Origin of the sequence: Paenibacillus barengoltzii G22 (assembly GCF_000403375.2) — a bacterium.
GTDB lineage: Bacteria > Bacillota > Bacilli > Paenibacillales > Paenibacillaceae > Fontibacillus > Fontibacillus barengoltzii.
The window spans coordinates 300701-318593 of sequence record NZ_KE159653.1 but is presented as its reverse complement, the minus strand read 5'-3'; the positions used below and the strand labels follow the sequence as shown (position 1 = coordinate 318593).

Here is a 17893-nt window from a genome sequence, read left to right as displayed (position 1 = left end):
TGGCAGATGGAGGCAGAATGATCTGCAGCCTATGGTGTGATGGACAGGGGTGACTTTTGAAGGCGCTTTAAGGTATATTACAATATGAGCGCTAAGCAATGAAGGGAGATTATCATCCATGGCACAAAGAACGGCTTATGAAGGAACATATCAAGGAGAAAAGGCAGTTTGGCTCAAATCCGGGCGTTATGAGGCAGTATTGCTGCCGGAAATCGGCGGCAATTTGATCGCTTTCCGCGATGTCGAAAGCGGTTACCGTTTCTTGCGGGAGCCGGGCGAGCAGGAGATGGACGCATTCAAGAGCAATCCCGGCGTCCACGGGATCCCGGTGCTGTTCCCGCCCAACCGGTATGAAGACGGACAATTCCCTTGGAAAGGTGAAGTTCTTCAATTCCCGGTGAACGAGGCTGCAACCCACAACCATTTGCACGGATTTCTACATACGACGGCTTGGGAGGTTGAGGACTTCGGACAGACACCGGTGGAGAGCTATGTTTCCGTTAAAGTCTCAGTTGACGAGAACCACGAGGTGTATCGGTACCTTCCTTTTAAATTTACAATTCGACTCAGATATTCGTTGAGCGATGATGGCTTGGCTCAGCAAGTGTTCATTCGCAATGAAGGCGACAAAGAGATGCCATGCTTACTGGCCTTCCATACTGCCGTGAATGCACCGTTTGCACCAGAAAGTACGGCGAAGGATTACAAGGTTAAACTGACGATCGGGCAGCGTTGGCAAATGAGCGAGCGGATGCTCCCGACCGGATCCTTCCAACCGCTGACGGCTGAAGAGGAGCAGATGAAAGGGGAGGGCGTCTATCCGTTCTTCGCTTCGATGGATAACCATTATACGGCGGTGCCGCAAAACGGCAGAAATCGGATGGAGCTGACTGATACGAAGCTGGGCAAGACGCTTGTGTATGATGTGGGGACCTCCTACAAGCAATGGATGATTTGGAATAACGGGGCGACGGAAGGCTTCTTCTGTCCAGAGCCGCAGATCAATCTGGTGAATGCACCGAAGTCGAATTTACCGGCTGAGGAGATCGGTCTGTTTAGCTTGCTTCCCGGTGAGATTTGGGAAGAACGCGCCCGTCTCTACGTGAAATAATCAGGAATAACGGAAAAAGCAGCCGACCCGTCCGTCTTCCGACGGTGCGAGTCAGGCTGCTTTTTTGCCGTTGGCTGGGCAGGTCAGCGGAGGGTTAGTTCACTCCAGCAGTGACTTTGCCACGTTGAGACGGGATCAGCCGTTTCAATTGCTCCAGATTACGTCTGGGGACCGAAATCGTCTTAATCCCATGCCGTTCATCCCGGAACCAAACAACGTTATCGCGAATTTCCGAGACTTGGGTCAGGTTCACATAGCAGTTTGTGCTGATGCGGTAAAAGCGAGGGTCTGAGATCAACTTCGAGGTCTGTTCGGCGGATAATCTCTGTTTAATACTGTAATTCCGTCCATGGAAGCAAACCAGTCCGTGAGCTCCGATCTTGAAGAAATACGTCTCGTAAGGATTAAAATCCTCATAAACGCCTCTTTCTTCGAGTCCGACGTTCATCATTCCAAATCCCCCTTTAGAAGATGCTTTCGGAAGCGCTTACAGTATATCATATTTTAACTGTTTTGGGTAGCTGGCCTCATTTGAAGTTTCGATATTTCATTTTATCCCGGGTGAGACACTGGACTTTTTAGATGAATTACGGAAAAATATAGGGGACATCATTTAAACATGCTTCATCGATGAAGGAGGAATTTTACTTGTCAGTCTCACAACAACGATTGCTGATTTTTGTGGGATCGTATGCTGAAGCGAGCGATCCCGGAGTTTACACATATGAAATGAATTTGGATACAGGGGAGCTCCATTTACTGGATCAAGTGTCGGGATTAAAGAACCCTACATTTCTAGGCATCCGGCAAGATTCCCGGAAGGTGTACGCCATTTCCGAAACGACGCTGGAAGGGGAGCGGATCGGGGAGATTGTTGCATTTGATGTGGATTCAGGCGGCAAGCTTTCTGAATTAAACCGGGGAGTAACGATTCGCCCTTCTTCCTCGCACATTCAACTGGACCGCAGTGGCAAATTTGCCGCCGTATCGGGGTATCACGGCGGGAACGTAGGCCTTGTTGCGCTTCAGGCAGACGGAACAGCAGGCAAGTTGGTTGACGAGCGTCAGCATGAAGGTCACGGGGCTGATCCGGTGCGCCAAGATCGTCCGCATCCCCATTCCGTTACGTTCAGCCCGGATAACCGTTACGCGCTGGTCGCCGACTTGGGGTTGGATCGTATTTTCGTATACTCGTTTGAACCGGAGTCCGGAAAGTTGGTATATCAGAGTGAAGCGTCTACGCCGCCAGGAGCAGGTCCGCGACATCTTGCTTTCCATCCGAACGGGCAGTGGCTCTATTCCATCAATGAGGTGAACTCCTCGCTCTCTCTGTTCACTTATCACGCAGCAACGGGTGAATTGGCCTTGCAGGACACCGTCCCAACGCTTCCGCCTGATTACACGGGAGAGAACACCACCGCAGAGGTCGCCATTTCGGCAGATGGCCGTTACCTATACGGATCTAATCGCGGTCATGACAGCATCGTACAATATGCGATCGATCCTGAGAGTGGACGGCTCACTTTGGTTGAACATGTCTCTAGTGAAGGTGGTCATCCACGTCATTTTGCGCTGACTCCTGACGGTAAATATCTGATAGCGGCGAACCGGGATAACAACTTGTTGGCAGTCTTTACAGTGGATTCCGATAGCGGTCGCTTAATGTTTACGGGCCAGACCGCATCCGTATCCAAACCGGTTTGCGTTAAGCCGGTATGGTTCTAACTATTTTATTTGCAAAGTCTTAATGGCTCGCTTAAGATAAACGCAGGGGAATATCCTCCAGTAACTGTGAAGGGGCCGTTTGTGACTCATGACGTTTTTTAAGGAACTGTTTCAAATGGCGGGATTCCGCAGGGTGCTTGCCCTGCTGTTTGTCGTCCTCGTCTTGTATTTCGCCCGCAGTATGCTGAATATGCTGCTCATTACGTTTATTTTGACGTATTTAATCAATCGGCTGCACAACTTCATCAGCCGGAACGTAGCTAAGGTGATTCGCATCAATCGAACCATCACCGTGCTGTTTATTTACGTCTTGCTCATTTCCTTGCTTGGTTCGGCCGTCTACTACTATATGCCGGTGCTGCTTACCGAGCTGACCGACTTGGTCAACCAGGTGATCTCGTTCTATTCGAATCCACCGATGTTACCGGATAACCCGATCTTGAATTACATCGTGGAATATTTGAAGGATATCGATCTGTCGGCATATATTAACAACGGGTTTACCTTCTTGCTCAGCACGTTAACCGATATCGGCGAATGGAGCTTAAATCTGTTCATCGCGATCGTGCTCAGCTTGTTCTTCCTGCTGGAGAAAGAGAAGGTGACGAACTTTACCGTTCAGTTTCGAGAAAGCAAAATCGGGGGATTGTTCAAGGAACTGGAGTACTTCGGACGTAAATTCGTTCAGTCCTTCGGTAAAGTGATTGAAGTTCAATTTCTGATTGCAACGGTAAATGCAGTGTTATCGACGATTTTCCTATGGATTCTAGGGTTTCCGAATTTGATCGCTCTGGCGATAATGATCTTCTTGCTCGGGCTCGTTCCGGTCATGGGGGTTATCATTTCGCTGATTCCATTGTGTGCGATTGCTTTTAAAATTGGCGGATTGATCAAAATCGTTTATGTCCTGATCATGATTGCACTGGTTCATGCCGTTGAAACCTACTTCCTAAACCCGAAATTTATGTCCAATAAAACGCACTTGCCGATCTTTTTCACCTTCCTCATTCTGCTGGTCTCTGAGCATTTCCTAGGGGTCTGGGGACTGATCGTGGGTGTACCAATCTTCATCTTCCTGCTGGACATCGTTGAGGTTCCCGTAGGGGTGGTTCCGCATCAAACAACGGAAGCTGCAGTGGATACAGGATCGTCGGAAGAGAAATAATTCATTCGATAAATGCAAAACCGCTGAACGTGCCTTTTTGGCCGCCCAGCGGTTTTTTCACGGTTGTCTTGTCCGTGGTGTCCGTCATCAATGATACATATGGGTCCAGTTGACCTTGTTATTTTGGTAATCTGTTGCTGGCTGTCCCGGGATCCGGTCCTTCCAGTTGCGGTTGATGATTTTCTTCAGCTTGTCCGGAAGCTTGGACTTCATTTTGTCCGCTTTTTCCTGATCGATTTTGCCTTCAGCCAGCGCTTTGTCGATATTTTTGTTCGCCGATTCGGTCAGCTTCTTCAGATACTCCTCTTCGCTCCAGCTTTTTTCGGCTTGCACAACCTGAAGCAATGTTTTGCCTTGCTTCAGTTGGTCGACCAGAGCCTTGGGATCCATTCCCAGCATTTCGGCGGTAACTTTGACGATGTGCCCGCCGCGGAAATGGCCGTGGGGATGATGCTTAAGCGGCTTGCTTTCCGTCTGAGACGGATTTGGGCTCACCTGCGGTGTTTGATCCGCCGGAGCGCCGGCTTCCGCATACGCGGTTCCTGCCGAAGCAGCCGAACTGGCAGCCAGCAGGAGTGCAAGGGTCAATTTGCCAGCTATCGGTTTCAAGTTCTCCATAAACATGGACATTTTTCACCTCTTCGTATAGAATTATTTGGTCCTTGCCTTTATCAGTTTTGACCAAAAACAGGCAGGATATCTGAGTTGAACCTTAATATTAGTTAAAATTTTGCTTAAAATAATTGGAATGTGCTGGGGGACGTAGGGGGAATGGAAGTGACATTTGGCGCGAGAATGCTAAAGACGGGGGTTGCGGTAACACTGGCTTTATATGCCGGTACCTTACTCGGCTTATCTTCGCCGGTAATTGCGGCAATCGCTGCGATTTTTGCCATGCAACCAACCATTTATCGTTCCTGGCGTTACTTGATCGATCAACTGCAGACGAATACGTTGGGGGCTGTGTTAGCGATGCTGGGCGGCATGGTCTTCTCGAATGAACCCATCGCCGTAGGTTTGGTTTGCATTATAGTGATCATGATCTGTCTGCAGCTGAAAATGGGGGATACGATCGGTATTACACTGGTTACGGTCGTGTCCGTAATGGAAGCGTCGGGCCAGTGGGAATTTGCGTTAAACCGTTTTTTGCTTAGCTTAATTGGTATTTTTTCAGCGTTTATCATTAACATCGTCTTGTTCCCGCCTAAGCCGAAGGTACAGTTCGAGCAACAGGTTCGGCAGACGTTTGATCAGCTGTCGTTGCTGCTAAGAACGGCGATCTCCGATGAGATTAAAGAAGCGGTATTCCGGTCTGATAAGCGTAAACTTGAGGATACGATCACTCAATTAGCGGATAAGTATAAGCTGATGGAAGAAGATCAGAAGAAAATCAAAGCACCGAAATTTAGCGATCATCGTCAGCTGGTGGTGTATAAGCAAATGCTGCGTACGCTTCGTCAAGGACTTGAAGTGCTGAATGCGGTAGAGCAGCATTATTTCCAGGCCGCCCGTACACCGGAACTAAATCAGCAATTCGACGAGCATTTGGAGAAGTTGACCAAATTCCACGAACATGTCATGCTGAAGTTTGATGACAAGCTGAAGCCAGGCTATATTGAAGCGATGCAGTTTGAAACGGAGAATGACGAATTCCTGCGACGGATGCTGGACCGGTATGCGGCCGAGCGGACGGGGGTATTGCGCTTATCTATCGTGTCAGCCGAAATGTACGAATACGGCCACCAATTGGAGCGGCTTAACCGGTTGGCTGATCACTCCACAGCAGCAACCGGAGAGTAAAGGCAAATCAAAAAGTCCTGCCAACAAGGCAGGACTTTCATGTCGTTCATCGTGTAAACATAGATTGATAAGTAAAGTTTAACTTGGTACAATAAAAGATAGTCCATTAATCAACTTATGATCAGATTTCATCCGAATCAATCATATCATAATTCTTATCATTTGTCAAGATATAAGGTGCTGATAAAGTAGGATATTATTCAAGGGAGCGATTTCATTGGACCATACAGATCAAGCATGGCAGGAAGAACAACGCCGCGTGGAGTACGTGGCAGACCAAATCGACGCCAGAATCCGCAAGCTGGAGCGGGAGGTTGGCAGTGTACGCGGCGACGTCGTTGAGATGCGGAAGAACTTCTGGGACGAAGTAACGGTGAACTTTAGCGAAGCGGATGATGTCGGTGAAACGTCAACCAGCTTACGGCAGCAATCCCAGGTGCTTGCAGAACGGGAGAAAAGCCATCAGCATGCGTCTAAAGCGCTTGGGAAGCTGAAACGTTTGAAGCAATCGCCTTATTTCGGGCGCATTGATTTCGCGGAAGAAGGCGAGCCGGTAGAAGCCATCTATCTTGGGATTGCTTCCTTGCTCGAAGATGGGGATGAAACGTTCCTCGTCTATGATTGGCGGGCGCCGATTTCCAATCTTTATTATGACAGCGTTCCAGGACCGGCTTCCTATGAGACTCCGTCCGGCACAATCAAAGGAACGATGACGCTTAAGCGTCAGTTCGTGATTAACGGACGCCGCATCAAGGTGATGTTCGACACCGGTGTCACGATTGGCGACGAGCTGCTGCAGCAGGTGCTTAGCCGTACCTCCGATGCGCAAATGAAGAGCATTGTGGCTACGATTCAGCGCGAGCAAAATAAAATCATCCGTAACGATCGCAGTCGGATGCTCATCGTGCAAGGGGCTGCTGGCAGCGGCAAAACATCGGCGGCCTTACAGCGGGTCGCTTACTTGCTCTACAAGCACCGTGAGGTGCTGCAGGCAGATCAGATGATTTTGTTCTCCCCCAACCCGATGTTTAACAGTTATGTTTCAACGGTATTACCCGAGCTGGGCGAAGAAAATATGCTGCAAACAACGTTCCAGGAGTATCTGGAGCATCGGCTCGGGAGAGAATTCCAGCTTGAGGATCCGTTTGTACAAATTGAATATGTCCTTTCTGCTCCTGAGGATGAGGCTTATCAAGCTCGGGTCAGCGGAATCCGGTTTAAATCGTCAGTTCAATTTCTGCATGCAATCACACGGTATAAGGAATTGCTGGAGCAGAAAGGGATGATTTTTAAACCGCTTCGCTTTCAGGGCAAGGAGATTGTTGGCGTGGAGGAAATTGCCCGGCAATTTTATTCTTATGATCCGGCGATCCGGCTGGCCAACCGTTGTGAGCTGTTAAAAGATTGGCTGCTCAAGGCCATCGCCGCTTTTGCCAAGTCCGAATTGGATCAGCCTTGGGTAGAGGAACAAATTCAGCTGCTTGATGCGGAAGACTACCAGCGGGCTTACCAGCGCATGCGGCGCAAGCAACATGGCAAAACTCCTTCATTTACCGATTATGAGGATGAGAAGACGATTTTGGCCAAAATGGTAGTCAGCGATCGGCTTAAACCGCTTCGCAAATGGGTGAAATCGCTGCGTTTCGTTGATGTGACGCGGCTATACACCCAGCTGTTCAGCGACTTGGCGATCTTCCGAGAAGTTCATCAAGAAGAGCTTCCGGATCAGTGGGAAGAGATATGCGAGCAGACGCTGCAGAAAATTGCGGGAGGCGAGCTGTTCTATGAAGATATTACGCCTTTCCTCTATTTAAAAGAGCTGCTGCTGGGCTTCCGGTCCAACACCTCGATCCGTCACGTCATTATTGACGAAGCGCAGGACTATTCGCCGTTCCAGCTGTTTTTCTTGAAGCGTCTGTTCCCGCGGGCCAAAATGACAGCGCTGGGTGACTTGAACCAGGCGATATATGCGCATGCCTCGGTGCTTCAGCAGTCCTCTGTATTCAGCGATTTGTACGGTGCGGAGGAGAGCGAGTTGATTACACTGGAGCAAAGCTATCGTTCCACCCGCCAAATTGTGGAGTTCACCCGTGAGATGATCCCTGGCGGGGAGGCGATCGTTCCGTTTAACCGGGAAGGCGAGATGCCGGAGGTTCACCTGGTTGACGATGCAGATAAGCTCCACGCTTCGCTGGAGGCAACGATCGGTCAGCTGCGCGCGGACGGATATGAATCGATTGCCGTCATCTGTAAAACGGCGGAGGAAAGCAAGCAAGCCTACGATCGGCTTAGCGCTAAGCTGCCGGCCAAGCTGATCAAGAAGACGACGTTATCCTTTGAGAAAGGGGTTCATGTCATTCCGGCGTATTTGGCCAAAGGTGTGGAGTTCGATGCGGTACTGATTTACGACGGTTCCGACCGGAAGTACACGAGAGAAGCCGAACGGAAGCTGTTTTATACGGCCTGCACAAGAGCGATGCACTTGCTGCGCATTTACTCCGTAGGCGAACCTAGCCGGTTTATCCGGGAAGCTTCGAAATCAACCTATATTCTGGTTCCTTGACAGCGGTATAATTTCGGCTAAATGTATCACACTAACCGGGTCTGTTTAAACTTCATTCGTGAAGGGTGGCCTGATGGTTAGATGCTCGGCAAAAAAGGCGATTTGATTGCATTGGCCTCCATACCGCTTATTATGACGCTGGGAAATTCCATGCTGATTCCGATATTGCCACAGATTGCCCGTGAGCTTCATGTCAACTCCTTTCAGGTCAGTATGCTGATCACCGTGTATGCGGTGGTTGCGATCTTGCTGATTCCGATTGCCGGCTATCTTTCCGATAAATTCGGCCGTAAAGCGATCATTGTGCCCAGCTTGATTATCGCGGGAATCGGCGGCTTTATTTCTGGCGTGGCGGATTGGTTTGTGAACGGGCTAACCGTATACTGGATCATCTTAGGCGGGCGTTTCTTACAAGGCATCGGAGCAGCCGGCGCCTTTCCGATCGTATTGCCGCTGGTCGGTGATCTGTATGAAAGTGAGGAGGAAGTCAGCCGCAGTTTAGGCATCATCGAAACCTCCAATACCTTTGGCAAAGTGCTCAGCCCGATCTTAGGTGCACTGCTTGGCGCTTGGATCTGGTATGTACCGCTACTTTCCATTCCGGTCTTATGTTTGATTTCGTTGTTGCTGGTGGTGTTTCTGGTGCGGGAACCCAAAGACCGTGAAGCAGCCAAGCCGCTGGGTGAATTTATCTCTGCCGTCAAAAAGGTACTGAAGCAAAAAGGCCGCTGGCTCTACGCCATCTTTGCAATCGGCTGCATTTCGATGTTCCTGTTGTTTGGTGTGCTGTTTTATCTGTCGGAGCAATTGGAAGTCAAACACGGCCTGGACGGCGTGATGAAGGGATTGGTGCTGGCGATTCCATTAGCCGCTTTATGTCTGGCTTCTTACGTGACCGGGAAGAAAATCGGCGATGATAAAAAGCTGATGAAATGGTCTGGTGTCGCAGGCTTAATCCTATCCACGGGAGCCTTATTTGGCATCGGCTTTCTGAACAACATCTATTTCGTAATCGCTTGTCTGATCATCTGCGGCGCCGGCATCGGTATCGTCCTGCCCAGCTCTGATGCCTTGATCACCGAAGGTGTCGATAAGGTAATGCGCGGAACGATCACTTCGATCTACAGCAGCATGCGGTTTATCGGCGTATCGGCAGGGCCGCCGGTGATGTCGCTGTTGATGAAGGCTGGCCATATGACGATGTTTTTTGTTATTTCCGCTGTGTCCCTGGTGGCGGTCATCTTGCTGCTGATAATGGTTAAGCCGGAATCCGGTCCCGGTGGTGCGATCAAACCGAAGGAGCCTGAAAAACGTACGAAAACGGTACGAGCATTACACCACAGCTAGCTTGAGAGATGGTTTCTTAGAAGCAGCGGACCGAATCGGTTACGCTGCTGTTCTATTGTCCGGGCTTTTTTGGTATGATAGGAGCGATAGTGCCGCTGGAACAGCCTGTTCGAGCGGATAAAGGTACGAACACCAAGACTTTGGAGGGGTAGACATGAATGCCAAACAAGCAGCGGGTTACCGCGCTGCAGAATGGGTTAAGGACGGAATGACCATTGGTCTCGGAACGGGATCAACCGCTTATTATGCGATCGAGAAAATCGGCGAGATGGTGGGGAACGGGTTGCAAATTCGTGCCATTGCAACATCGAAGGCTTCGGAAGAACTGGCTGCGAAATACCGCATCCCGCTCATTGAGGCGAAGGATGTGGACCGATTGGATCTAGCCATTGACGGGGCCGATGAGGTAGATCCGCAAATGGCGTTGATCAAAGGCGGCGGGGGCGCGTTGCTTCGGGAGAAGCTCGTTGCGATCAACAGCGATCGATTTATCGTTATCGCCGATAACGGGAAGATGGTCTCTACATTAGGGCGTTTCAAACTGCCAATTGAGCTGGTTCCGTTTTGTTACGAATGGACGCTGCGGGAGTTGAAGAGCCGTTATGGTGTGCCGTTCGAGATGCGGATGCAAGGGGATCAGTTGTACGTGACGGATAACGGCAACTACATTGTCGATGCGGCCTTCGGACAGATAACCGACCCAGCCCGGTTAAGCGACGAGTTGAAGGCGATGACGGGCGTTGTTGAGCATGGATTGTTCGTGGGTATTGCACACACGGTTGTGATTGGTTACGAGGATGGGCGTACGGAAATCAAGGAGGCTTCATGTTCAAATCAATAAAAGCAAGAGTGGACGAGCCTGCCATTCGGGAGCTGCTGGAATATGCCGTGATGTTTGACCCGGATGCTCTGGAGGATGCGGCTCGTTTGTACCGGGAAGAGGATACATATCAGCTGTTTGGATATGAGGAAGAGGAAGCAGGGATTACCGGAATTATCGGCTATCGGGTTAATGCTTCGCAGACGCTTGAAATTATCCACCTGGCTGTCCATCCGGAGCAGCGAATGAAAGGGTATGGACGTGCCTTGGTGCTGCTCGCCCTCACGGAAGCATCTCCTGAGCGGATGGAGGCTATTACGGATGAGGCAGGAGCAGATTTCTTCCGGAACATTGGGTTTCAAATTACCGGGTTTTGGGATGAAGTTGCTGGGGAAGAACGGTTTCGTTGCATCTATGAAGTGGAAGAGAACGAAGAGGACGAGTAAGGTCTGGATGAAAGGCTGCGGGAAATCCGCGGCTTTTTTTGCTATTCATCGCAAGGATAAATTTGACTTTCAGGCGGCAATCGCCTATAGTTTCATTTGTAGTTTGATTATCGAACTATTCGACTATAGAACTAATTGGACAGGTTTGAGCTGGAGGGATGTAAGGCAGTGAATATTGAAACGATGCAGTTAATTGAACGTTATTTGGCCGCTTATTTCGAGGTCACGAAACGGTTGAACGGGCAAATCCGCGACATGATTCAAGAGGATGTCACCATGGAGCAATTTCAGATCTTGAAGTATATTGCCTCTCGCGGCCGGTGTACCTCTACGGAACTGGCAGACACGTTTGGCGTCGGCAAAAGCTCCATTACTGCGATGACCACGCGAATGGTTGATAAAGGGGTGTTACAGCGAACTCGGGATGAAGAGGACCGTCGGGTCGTATATTTAACGATGACGGAGCAGGGAGAGCGCAATTACGCAATCGTTCAAGAACAAATCATGAGCACGGTCTCCAAGTATTTGGTGCATTTTAGTGCGGAAGAGGTTGAAGGGGTTATCAGCGCTTTCGAAAAATTAGCCAGATTGATCAGCGAAGGGAGTTCAGAGAAATGAGATTCATACTGAAGGCAAGATGGTGGATATTGCTGCTGTGGATCGCTTTAGCAGCGGCATTGATGCTAACAGCGCCTTCCATGGCAGATTTAGTGCGGGAGAACGGGGAGATCACCGTTCCAGACGGGTATTCCTCCTCTGAAGCTTCTGCCATTCTGGCGGAGGCGGCTAAGCTGAAGGGAGGAGCGGCAGAGACACAAATCGCCCTCGTCTTTCATGATGAGCAAGGCATCGATGAGGCCGATCAGAAGGAGATTGAACAAGGCATCTCCGCGCTGCACGACAAGATGGAGGAGATCGGCATCGCTTCGATTACCGATCCGTACAGCACGCCGGAAGCGAAAGATAAATTAATCTCCAAGGACGGCAAAACGATATTAACCTCTTTGTCGGTACTTGATGAGCAGCGTCCGCTTAAGGACATCGAGCAAGATATCCATCAAACCCTTGATTCGCTGAAGGTTGAGCACTATTTGACCGGGCAAAAGCAAATTAACGAGGATATGATCGTCAGCTCGGAGCAGGGGCTGAAGAAATCGGAATATTTTACTGTCATCTTTATTCTGTTGATCCTGTTTGTAGTTTTCCGCTCGGTGGTGGCGCCGTTTATTCCTTTGCTGACGGTTGGGCTCAGCTATCTGGTGTCCCAATCCATCGTTGCGTTTCTGGTGGATACGGTGAACTTCCCGATTTCAACGTATACACAGATTTTTATGGTGGCGGTGATGTTTGGGATCGGGACAGACTATTGCATTCTGCTGATCAGCCGCTATAAGGAAGAACTGCAGCATACAGACGACCAATGGGAGGCGATTGTCCAGACGTACCGTAAAGCAGGGAAGACGGTGCTCTTCTCCGGACTGGCCGTCCTGGTCGGCTTCACGACAATTGGCTTATCGCAGTTTATGTTGTACCGTTCGGCGGTGGCGGTAGCGGTCGGCATCGCGGTGATGCTGATCGCCTTGGTAACGGTTGTACCGTTCTTTATGGCTGTGCTGGGCACAAAGTTGTTCTGGCCTGTCCGCGGTTCACTGGAACATAAGGAGAACCGCTTCTGGGGCGCCATCGGCCGCTTCTCCTTGAAGCGTCCCTGGGCAGCGCTGCTGATCGTTGCTGCGGTAACGGTACCTTTCGTAATTTCGTATACCGGCAATGTGTCCTTCAACAGCATGGAGGAAATCGGTGACGAATATGAATCGGTCAAAGCGTATAACATCATCTCCGAAAGCTTTGAACCCGGCGAGTCGTTGCCGTCCACCATCGTAATTAAAAATGACGAGCCCATGGATAATGCGGAATATATGGCGCTCGCTGAGAAGATCAGCCGTGAGGTTGAGAAGACGGACGGAGTAGCCAGCATTCGAGGGATGAGCCGCCCAACAGGGGAAGTGCTCAAGGATTTTGCATTAAGTAATCAGGTGAAGACCGTTGGTGAAGGATTAGGCGAAGGCGGCGAAGGGCTGGGCAAGATTCAAAACGGATTGGCGGAAGCCAGCCAGGCCCTGTCGGAAAACGCCCCTAAACTCAAGGAAGCAGCCGACAGCACCGGGCAGCTGGTGGACGGCACCGCGAAGCTGAAGGACGGGATCTCTCAGCTGTCTGGAGGTCTTGCCGCGATTGAGAAAGGGATTCGGGAAGGTTCGGTTGGGGCTGGCCAGTTGAAGCAAGGATTACAACAAGCGCAAAAAAGTGCTGAGGATTTGGCGAACGCCCATAATCAATTGCTTGCCTCGTATCAGCAGTTGGCTCAAGGGGCTTCCGGCTTGGGCAACGGCCTGACGCAAATCCGCGAACCTTTAGGCGCTGCATCGCAAGGGCTAGCCGCTTTGACGGGGCGATTTACTAGCCTGGAGGACAAATATCCGGATTTGGCGTCAGATCCAGATTATTTGACGATTCGCACGACGGTTATGGAAACCAGCAAAGGTCTGGAGCAACTGACGGCCGGACTTCAGCAGATCGAGGCTCAGCTGGAGCAAGTCGCGTCAGGATTGAACCAGGCGAACCAAGGCTACGCACAGGCGGCAGCCGGTGGGAAGCAGCTGGCCGATGGTTTGAACCAGATCATCGCAGGCCTGGCGAAATTACAATCGGGGTTGGATCAAGCTGCAAATGGCCAAGGAAAGATCGTGGGTCAGCTGCCCGAAGTCGAATCCGGCCTGGCCCAAATTCAATCCGGGCAACAGCAAATTCAAACCGGATTCAGCGAGTTTTCGGGTCAAATCACGCAGTTAACTGATGGGCTGAATCAAAGTGTTGACGGCCTGGAACAAGTGTCCGGCGGATTAACAACTGCCAAGGATTACTTGACTGAGGTTGGAAGCACGGACAACGGTCTGGATGGCTGGTACGTTCCGAAGGAAGCGTTGGAGAACGAGCAAATCCAGCAGGTGTTCGATACGTATCTATCCGCAGACCGCAAAGTGATGAAGCTTGAGGTTGTCTTCTCCAGCAATCCTTATGGACGGGAAGCGATTGACCAGATCGGTGCCGTGGAATCTGCGGTGCAAACGGCAGTGAAAGGGACGTCGCTGGAAAACGCCGACATCGCGATCGGCGGCGTATCGAGTACGTTTAACGACCTGAAGACGATTTCGGGGAACGACTATACGCGCACGGTGTTCTTAATGCTGGCTGGGATCTTCATTATCCTGGTGGTGCTGCTCCGTTCGTTGGTCATGCCGGTTTACATCATTTTGTCCCTGGTGTTGACGTTCTACGCTTCGATTGGGTTTACGGAATGGGTCTTCGTCGATATCTTTGGCTACTCCGGTGTCAGCTGGGCGACGCCATTCTTCGGCTTCGTTCTGTTGGTAGCGCTGGGCGTTGACTACAGCATCTTCCTGATGGACCGCTTTAACGAGAACAAAGAGTGGAACGTCAGCGACGCGATCTTGCATTCGATGCGCAATATGGGGACGGTGATTTTGTCCGCAGCGATCATTCTTGGCGGGACGATGGCCTCGATGTATCCGTCCGGCGTGCTGTCCATGCTGCAAATCGCCACGCTGGTGTTAACCGGCCTGGTGCTGTACTCCGTAGTCGTTTTGCCGTTCCTCATCCCGGTGATGGTGAAGCTTTTTGGGCAAGCGAACTGGTGGCCGTTTCACCGCCGCTTCGGCGAAGGGACGCAGCAAGAGAACAGTGTAAATTTGTAAACCGCAGGTGTACAAAAGCAACGCCGGCTTCTTCTCCAATTTGGAGGGAAGCCGGCGTTTTGTTGTGGATACCTTGACCTTAACCAAGCGTGCTGCGTTTGAGGAAGCTGCGCAGCGCCCATCCGCGCTCTTGACGCTTCTTATATTTCGGTAGAGAACGGTACACCTCAATCGACTCCTTGTAAGCGCGTTTTGCCTCTTCCTTGCTGCCCAGCGACTGATACAAGCAGCCAAGCAAATAATACGCTTCACTGGAGGAGGATTGGATTTCGCCAAACCGAGCGGCGTATTGCAGCGCTTTCTGCGGATCTCGCTCACGGAAGGCGGAGGCGAGGCGCAGGTAAGGTTGACCGTATTTCACCCGTTCGTTCAGGCTTAGGGCGTGCAAAATATGCGCTTCCCCTTCCTCGATCCGTCCCAGTCCTAAGCAGGCTGCCCCAAGGTCATCCCAAAACTCGGCAGATGACTCAGAGAAGTCCTTCGCCTCTTCGAGCAAGCGATGAGCTTCGGCATATTTCTTGCGTTCCAGCAGTAAGCGGGCAAGCTCGCGTTTGGCAGAGACGTCGAAGGGGCTTGCGGCCAACTGCTGCCGGAGACGACCTATATTGCGGCTGCGTTTGAAGGGCCTGCTCAGGCTCGGAAACAACCCTACATATCGGCGATCAATGAAGTAAAGAATGAGCAACAAGATGATGATGGCGAGGAAAGGATTGCCTAACAGCCAAGATAAGAGAAAAAACAGGAAAATCTTACTCATGATAAGTCCTCCGCAATCACATGATAATTTCCAATTATATCACAAGGGAAGGAGGACGAGGGAAAGTCTAGGCGTGTTTCCGCGATTCCTGCAAAAATACAGTTATTTTGAGGAGGAATCGCTGTTTTGCTGTGGACGATGCCAAGTGAAAAGGTCAGACATCTAGACCAACGGAGAATAACAAACGGCCATGGATAGAAGATCCCTGGCCGTTTATTTATACCTGTTATTATTGGAAGTTGCGCATCGAGCCTGTGGTTCCGATCGAGCCCGCGCCGGAGATGGAACCCGAGTAGTGCGATCCCGTGGAGTTCATGGAGCCTGCGGAACCCGTGGACCCGATAGAACTCATGGAGCTGGAGCCGATAGAGCTTATAGAACCGGTGTGCGTGGAGCTTGGCTGGTGACTGTTCATGGAAGAGCCGATGCTGCCACCGCTATAGCTGCTTTGACCGATTCCTTGCGTGCTGTAGGAGGTTTGACCGATGCCAGGCTGGGTATAACTCGTGCTGAATCCAGACATCGAGTGTACGCTGCTTTCCAGTTGATTCGCAAGTTGGGCTACGCGTTGATATTGTTGCATCGCTGTTTGATGTCCTTGGAGCGCGGATTGAATCACTTGCACGGCTCTACGCTCACGTTGAGCCAACTCTTCCAGCTGCATCGCGTTTTGTTGTTCCTGCTGCAGCATTTGCTGGTACATCATCGTAGCTTGGCGGGTTTGCTGTTCAAGTTGGCGCATCGATTGTTCGATCTCACGAAGTTGTTGACTGACATTGTTGTACATCTGCTTAAGTATCCTCCTCTAGTTAAGTTAGGTTGTGAAACCAACGTTAGGTTACCCCTCGAACTCTCCGCTATACATCGAACTAAGCGGACCTCCGAGCTCGTCAAGGTAAGGGTCCAAACCCTCGTCCAACCAAATTCATAAACTATACTGGAGGTGAATGCGATTGGACAAAAACGGGTTTATTCAGAAAATCGCCCCCCTTGCCGCTGCCAACTCGAAGGAAAGCGGGATACCGGCTTCATTGACGATCGCCCAAGCGATTTTGGAATCGAACTGGGGGACAAGTCGCTTAGCTGTTCAAGGCAATAATCTGTTTGGGCTAAAAGGCACCGGTCCAGCAGGCAGCTTGATTCTGCCCACAACCGAGTATCGGAGCGGCAAAGCGGTGGTGGTGAACGCGGCTTTCCGTAAATACCGTTCGTGGGCCGAGTCGATTACAGATCACGCCCGTTTATTATCGGCGCCGCGCTATGCCGGGGCGATTGGAAAGACAGGTCCGGAAGCGGCGCGGGCCGTTGCAGCGGCCGGATACGCGACGGATCCGCAATATGCCAACAAGCTGATCCAGTTGATGAATACCTACAGCTTGACGCAATATGATGCAACGAAGGGAGATGAACCGATGACTGCAGAGGAGAAAAAACAATTTGCTGCGCTTCAAGACCTCGTCCAAGCGCAGGCGAAGAAAATCGCCGAGTTGGAGAAATGGACAAAGCCGGGGATTCCCGCCTGGGCCAAGGAAGCGGTGGAGGCGGCGGTGAAATACAGCAAAGACGATCCGCTGTTGATGAACCCGGAGCAGGGCAGCGTGGATTTTTACCGAATCATTACCGTGATGCACCGTCGGGGCTTGTTTGACAAGGGGATATAAGCCAGGACTTAGACGGTTGTCATCAGCGTCCCCCGGTGGTACGATGGGTTGGAAGATTAAGGAACTGCCGCGAGGGAGGGAGTAACGATTCGCAAGCGATTATGGATATCCGCGGTTGCCGGATTGGTTTTGTTGCTGGCAATGTATACATGGTGGTATATCGAGAACGTATCTCCAGTGAAGGTGACGAAAACCTTTGACGGTGCGGCCTGGATGGAGGAGGACCCGACTTTTGCACCGCCGGTCCATCTTTCGTTAGACGGGTATTATGACAAACGAAACGCCCAATTTAAGGGTGCAGTAAAGATTAACGGACAGGTGTATGACAATTGCTTCCTCGTCAACGGGTCCGGACATCGTTATGAAGGCGCTAACTTGATTCGGCTTGGGGCAAGCTATTTCGATGCAGAGATGGTACGCATCGCGTGGTCCATTCCTCAGTCAGAGCTCCCTCCTGAGTTGACCCACCCGAAGTTCCCCGATGCGGAGATTTGGTTAATTAGCCCGGCTTCATCCGGTGAAGAGGCGAGCAACTTACGACAGGAGTTAGTAGATTGTTACTTCGCGAAGCTAAAGCTGAAATAAAAAAAGGACAAAAGCCCTCGTAGAATTCCTTGCTACAAGGGCTTTTGTCCGGGCATCCCTTGCGGGATGCCCATCATGGGAGAGGAGAAACCGGACGAAGAGCTTATGGGGAAACGTAAGTCTTCTCCGCGGTTGTC

General features: G+C 50.9%; 16 protein-coding genes. 12 read left to right on the top strand and 4 right to left on the bottom strand.

All coding sequences use genetic code 11. The annotated features are described in order from the left end of the window. Nucleotides 1–118: 118 nt before the first annotated feature. The gene (locus C812_RS09825; RefSeq protein ID WP_016312499.1) at nucleotides 119–1111 is read left to right on the top strand and encodes an aldose 1-epimerase; all 993 of its coding nucleotides are present in this window, start codon (nucleotides 119–121) and stop codon (nucleotides 1109–1111) included. Nucleotides 1112–1205: 94 nt separating this feature from the next. Here C812_RS09825 and C812_RS09820 read toward each other — a convergent pair whose 3' ends face one another. Beyond that, on the bottom strand, nucleotides 1206–1562 hold the full coding sequence (locus C812_RS09820) for a LytTR family transcriptional regulator DNA-binding domain-containing protein (RefSeq protein WP_036625041.1): 357 nt from the start codon (nucleotides 1560–1562) through the stop codon (nucleotides 1206–1208). A 179-nt stretch (nucleotides 1563–1741) separates the two neighbouring features. Here C812_RS09820 and C812_RS09815 point away from each other — a divergent pair, with 179 nt between their 5' ends. After that, nucleotides 1742–2836 carry a lactonase family protein gene (locus C812_RS09815; protein ID WP_084770678.1) on the top strand — a complete coding sequence of 365 codons (1095 nt, stop codon included), beginning with the start codon at nucleotides 1742–1744 and terminating at the stop codon, nucleotides 2834–2836. Between the two features lie 88 nt (nucleotides 2837–2924). Beyond that, nucleotides 2925–4001 (top strand): AI-2E family transporter, encoded by a 1077-nt coding sequence (locus C812_RS09810; RefSeq protein ID WP_036625035.1) that lies wholly within the window; start codon nucleotides 2925–2927, stop codon nucleotides 3999–4001. Between the two features lie 87 nt (nucleotides 4002–4088). Here the strand turns inward: C812_RS09810 and C812_RS21515 are convergent, their stop codons facing one another. Further along, complete coding sequence (locus C812_RS21515) at nucleotides 4089–4631, bottom strand: hypothetical protein (protein ID WP_016312495.1); 543 nt, start codon at nucleotides 4629–4631, stop codon at nucleotides 4089–4091. Nucleotides 4632–4772: 141 nt separating this feature from the next. Between C812_RS21515 and C812_RS09800 the strand changes: the two genes are divergently transcribed. The 7 genes from C812_RS09800 to C812_RS09770 all read left to right on the top strand — a co-directional run bounded on the left by C812_RS09800 (nucleotide 4773) and on the right by C812_RS09770 (nucleotide 14753). After that, on the top strand, nucleotides 4773–5801 hold the full coding sequence (locus C812_RS09800) for an FUSC family protein (RefSeq protein ID WP_036625033.1): 1029 nt from the start codon (nucleotides 4773–4775) through the stop codon (nucleotides 5799–5801). Nucleotides 5802–6018: 217 nt separating this feature from the next. Then, nucleotides 6019–8364, top strand: coding sequence for an RNA polymerase recycling motor HelD (gene helD / locus C812_RS09795; protein WP_016312493.1), 2346 nt, complete (start codon nucleotides 6019–6021; stop codon nucleotides 8362–8364). An 81-nt stretch (nucleotides 8365–8445) separates the two neighbouring features. Beyond that, complete coding sequence (gene bcbE, locus C812_RS09790) at nucleotides 8446–9711, top strand: bacillibactin exporter BcbE (RefSeq protein ID WP_016312492.1); 1266 nt, start codon at nucleotides 8446–8448, stop codon at nucleotides 9709–9711. 154 nt (nucleotides 9712–9865) lie between these two features. Then, nucleotides 9866–10552: a ribose-5-phosphate isomerase RpiA gene (gene rpiA, locus C812_RS09785; protein WP_016312491.1), complete on the top strand. Its 687-nt coding sequence runs from the start codon at nucleotides 9866–9868 to the stop codon at nucleotides 10550–10552. Further along, entirely contained in the window at nucleotides 10537–10977 is a 441-nt protein-coding gene (locus tag C812_RS09780; RefSeq protein WP_016312490.1) for a GNAT family N-acetyltransferase, read from the top strand. Before rpiA ends, C812_RS09780 begins: the two co-directional genes overlap by 16 nt. 168 nt (nucleotides 10978–11145) lie before the next feature. After that, nucleotides 11146–11595, top strand: a complete 450-nt coding sequence (locus tag C812_RS09775; protein ID WP_016312489.1) for a MarR family winged helix-turn-helix transcriptional regulator — start codon at nucleotides 11146–11148, stop codon at nucleotides 11593–11595. Beyond that, entirely contained in the window at nucleotides 11592–14753 is a 3162-nt protein-coding gene (locus tag C812_RS09770) for an MMPL family transporter (RefSeq protein ID WP_016312488.1), read from the top strand. Before C812_RS09775 ends, C812_RS09770 begins: the two co-directional genes overlap by 4 nt. Nucleotides 14754–14832: 79 nt before the next feature. Here C812_RS09770 and C812_RS09765 read toward each other — a convergent pair whose 3' ends face one another. Beyond that, nucleotides 14833–15510, bottom strand: a complete 678-nt coding sequence (locus tag C812_RS09765) for a tetratricopeptide repeat protein (protein ID WP_016312487.1) — start codon at nucleotides 15508–15510, stop codon at nucleotides 14833–14835. A gap of 229 nt (nucleotides 15511–15739) precedes the next feature. Continuing rightward, complete coding sequence (locus C812_RS22830; protein WP_016312486.1) at nucleotides 15740–16297, bottom strand: hypothetical protein; 558 nt, start codon at nucleotides 16295–16297, stop codon at nucleotides 15740–15742. A 160-nt stretch (nucleotides 16298–16457) separates the two neighbouring features. On the opposite strand from C812_RS22830, the gene C812_RS09755 reads away from it, so the two are divergent. Together C812_RS09755 and C812_RS09750 are read left to right on the top strand one after the other, a co-directional pair. Beyond that, entirely contained in the window at nucleotides 16458–17171 is a 714-nt protein-coding gene (locus C812_RS09755; protein WP_036625030.1) for a glycoside hydrolase family 73 protein, read from the top strand. A gap of 129 nt (nucleotides 17172–17300) precedes the next feature. Next, nucleotides 17301–17756 carry a hypothetical protein gene (locus tag C812_RS09750; RefSeq protein ID WP_016312484.1) on the top strand — a complete coding sequence of 152 codons (456 nt, stop codon included), beginning with the start codon at nucleotides 17301–17303 and terminating at the stop codon, nucleotides 17754–17756. The last annotated feature ends 137 nt before the right edge of the window (nucleotides 17757–17893 follow it).

Bases quoted from the DNA above. Each gene is read 5' to 3' on its own strand.
- C812_RS22830 (WP_016312486.1), bottom strand. From the start codon at position 16,297: ATGTACAACAATGTCAGTCAACAACTTCGTGAGATCGAACAATCGATG.
- C812_RS09815 (WP_084770678.1), top strand. From the start codon at position 1,742: ATGAAGGAGGAATTTTACTTGTCAGTCTCACAACAACGATTGCTGATT.
- C812_RS09800 (WP_036625033.1), top strand. From the start codon at position 4,773: ATGGAAGTGACATTTGGCGCGAGAATGCTAAAGACGGGGGTTGCGGTA.
- C812_RS09820 (WP_036625041.1), bottom strand. From the start codon at position 1,562: ATGATGAACGTCGGACTCGAAGAAAGAGGCGTTTATGAGGATTTTAAT.
- C812_RS09810 (WP_036625035.1), top strand. From the start codon at position 2,925: ATGACGTTTTTTAAGGAACTGTTTCAAATGGCGGGATTCCGCAGGGTG.
- C812_RS09780 (WP_016312490.1), top strand. From the start codon at position 10,537: ATGTTCAAATCAATAAAAGCAAGAGTGGACGAGCCTGCCATTCGGGAG.
- C812_RS09765 (WP_016312487.1), bottom strand. From the start codon at position 15,510: ATGAGTAAGATTTTCCTGTTTTTTCTCTTATCTTGGCTGTTAGGCAAT.
- C812_RS09770 (WP_016312488.1), top strand. From the start codon at position 11,592: ATGAGATTCATACTGAAGGCAAGATGGTGGATATTGCTGCTGTGGATC.
- C812_RS09755 (WP_036625030.1), top strand. From the start codon at position 16,458: ATGCGATTGGACAAAAACGGGTTTATTCAGAAAATCGCCCCCCTTGCC.
- bcbE (WP_016312492.1), top strand. From the start codon at position 8,446: ATGCTCGGCAAAAAAGGCGATTTGATTGCATTGGCCTCCATACCGCTT.
- C812_RS21515 (WP_016312495.1), bottom strand. From the start codon at position 4,631: ATGTCCATGTTTATGGAGAACTTGAAACCGATAGCTGGCAAATTGACC.
- C812_RS09825 (WP_016312499.1), top strand. From the start codon at position 119: ATGGCACAAAGAACGGCTTATGAAGGAACATATCAAGGAGAAAAGGCA.
- rpiA (WP_016312491.1), top strand. From the start codon at position 9,866: ATGAATGCCAAACAAGCAGCGGGTTACCGCGCTGCAGAATGGGTTAAG.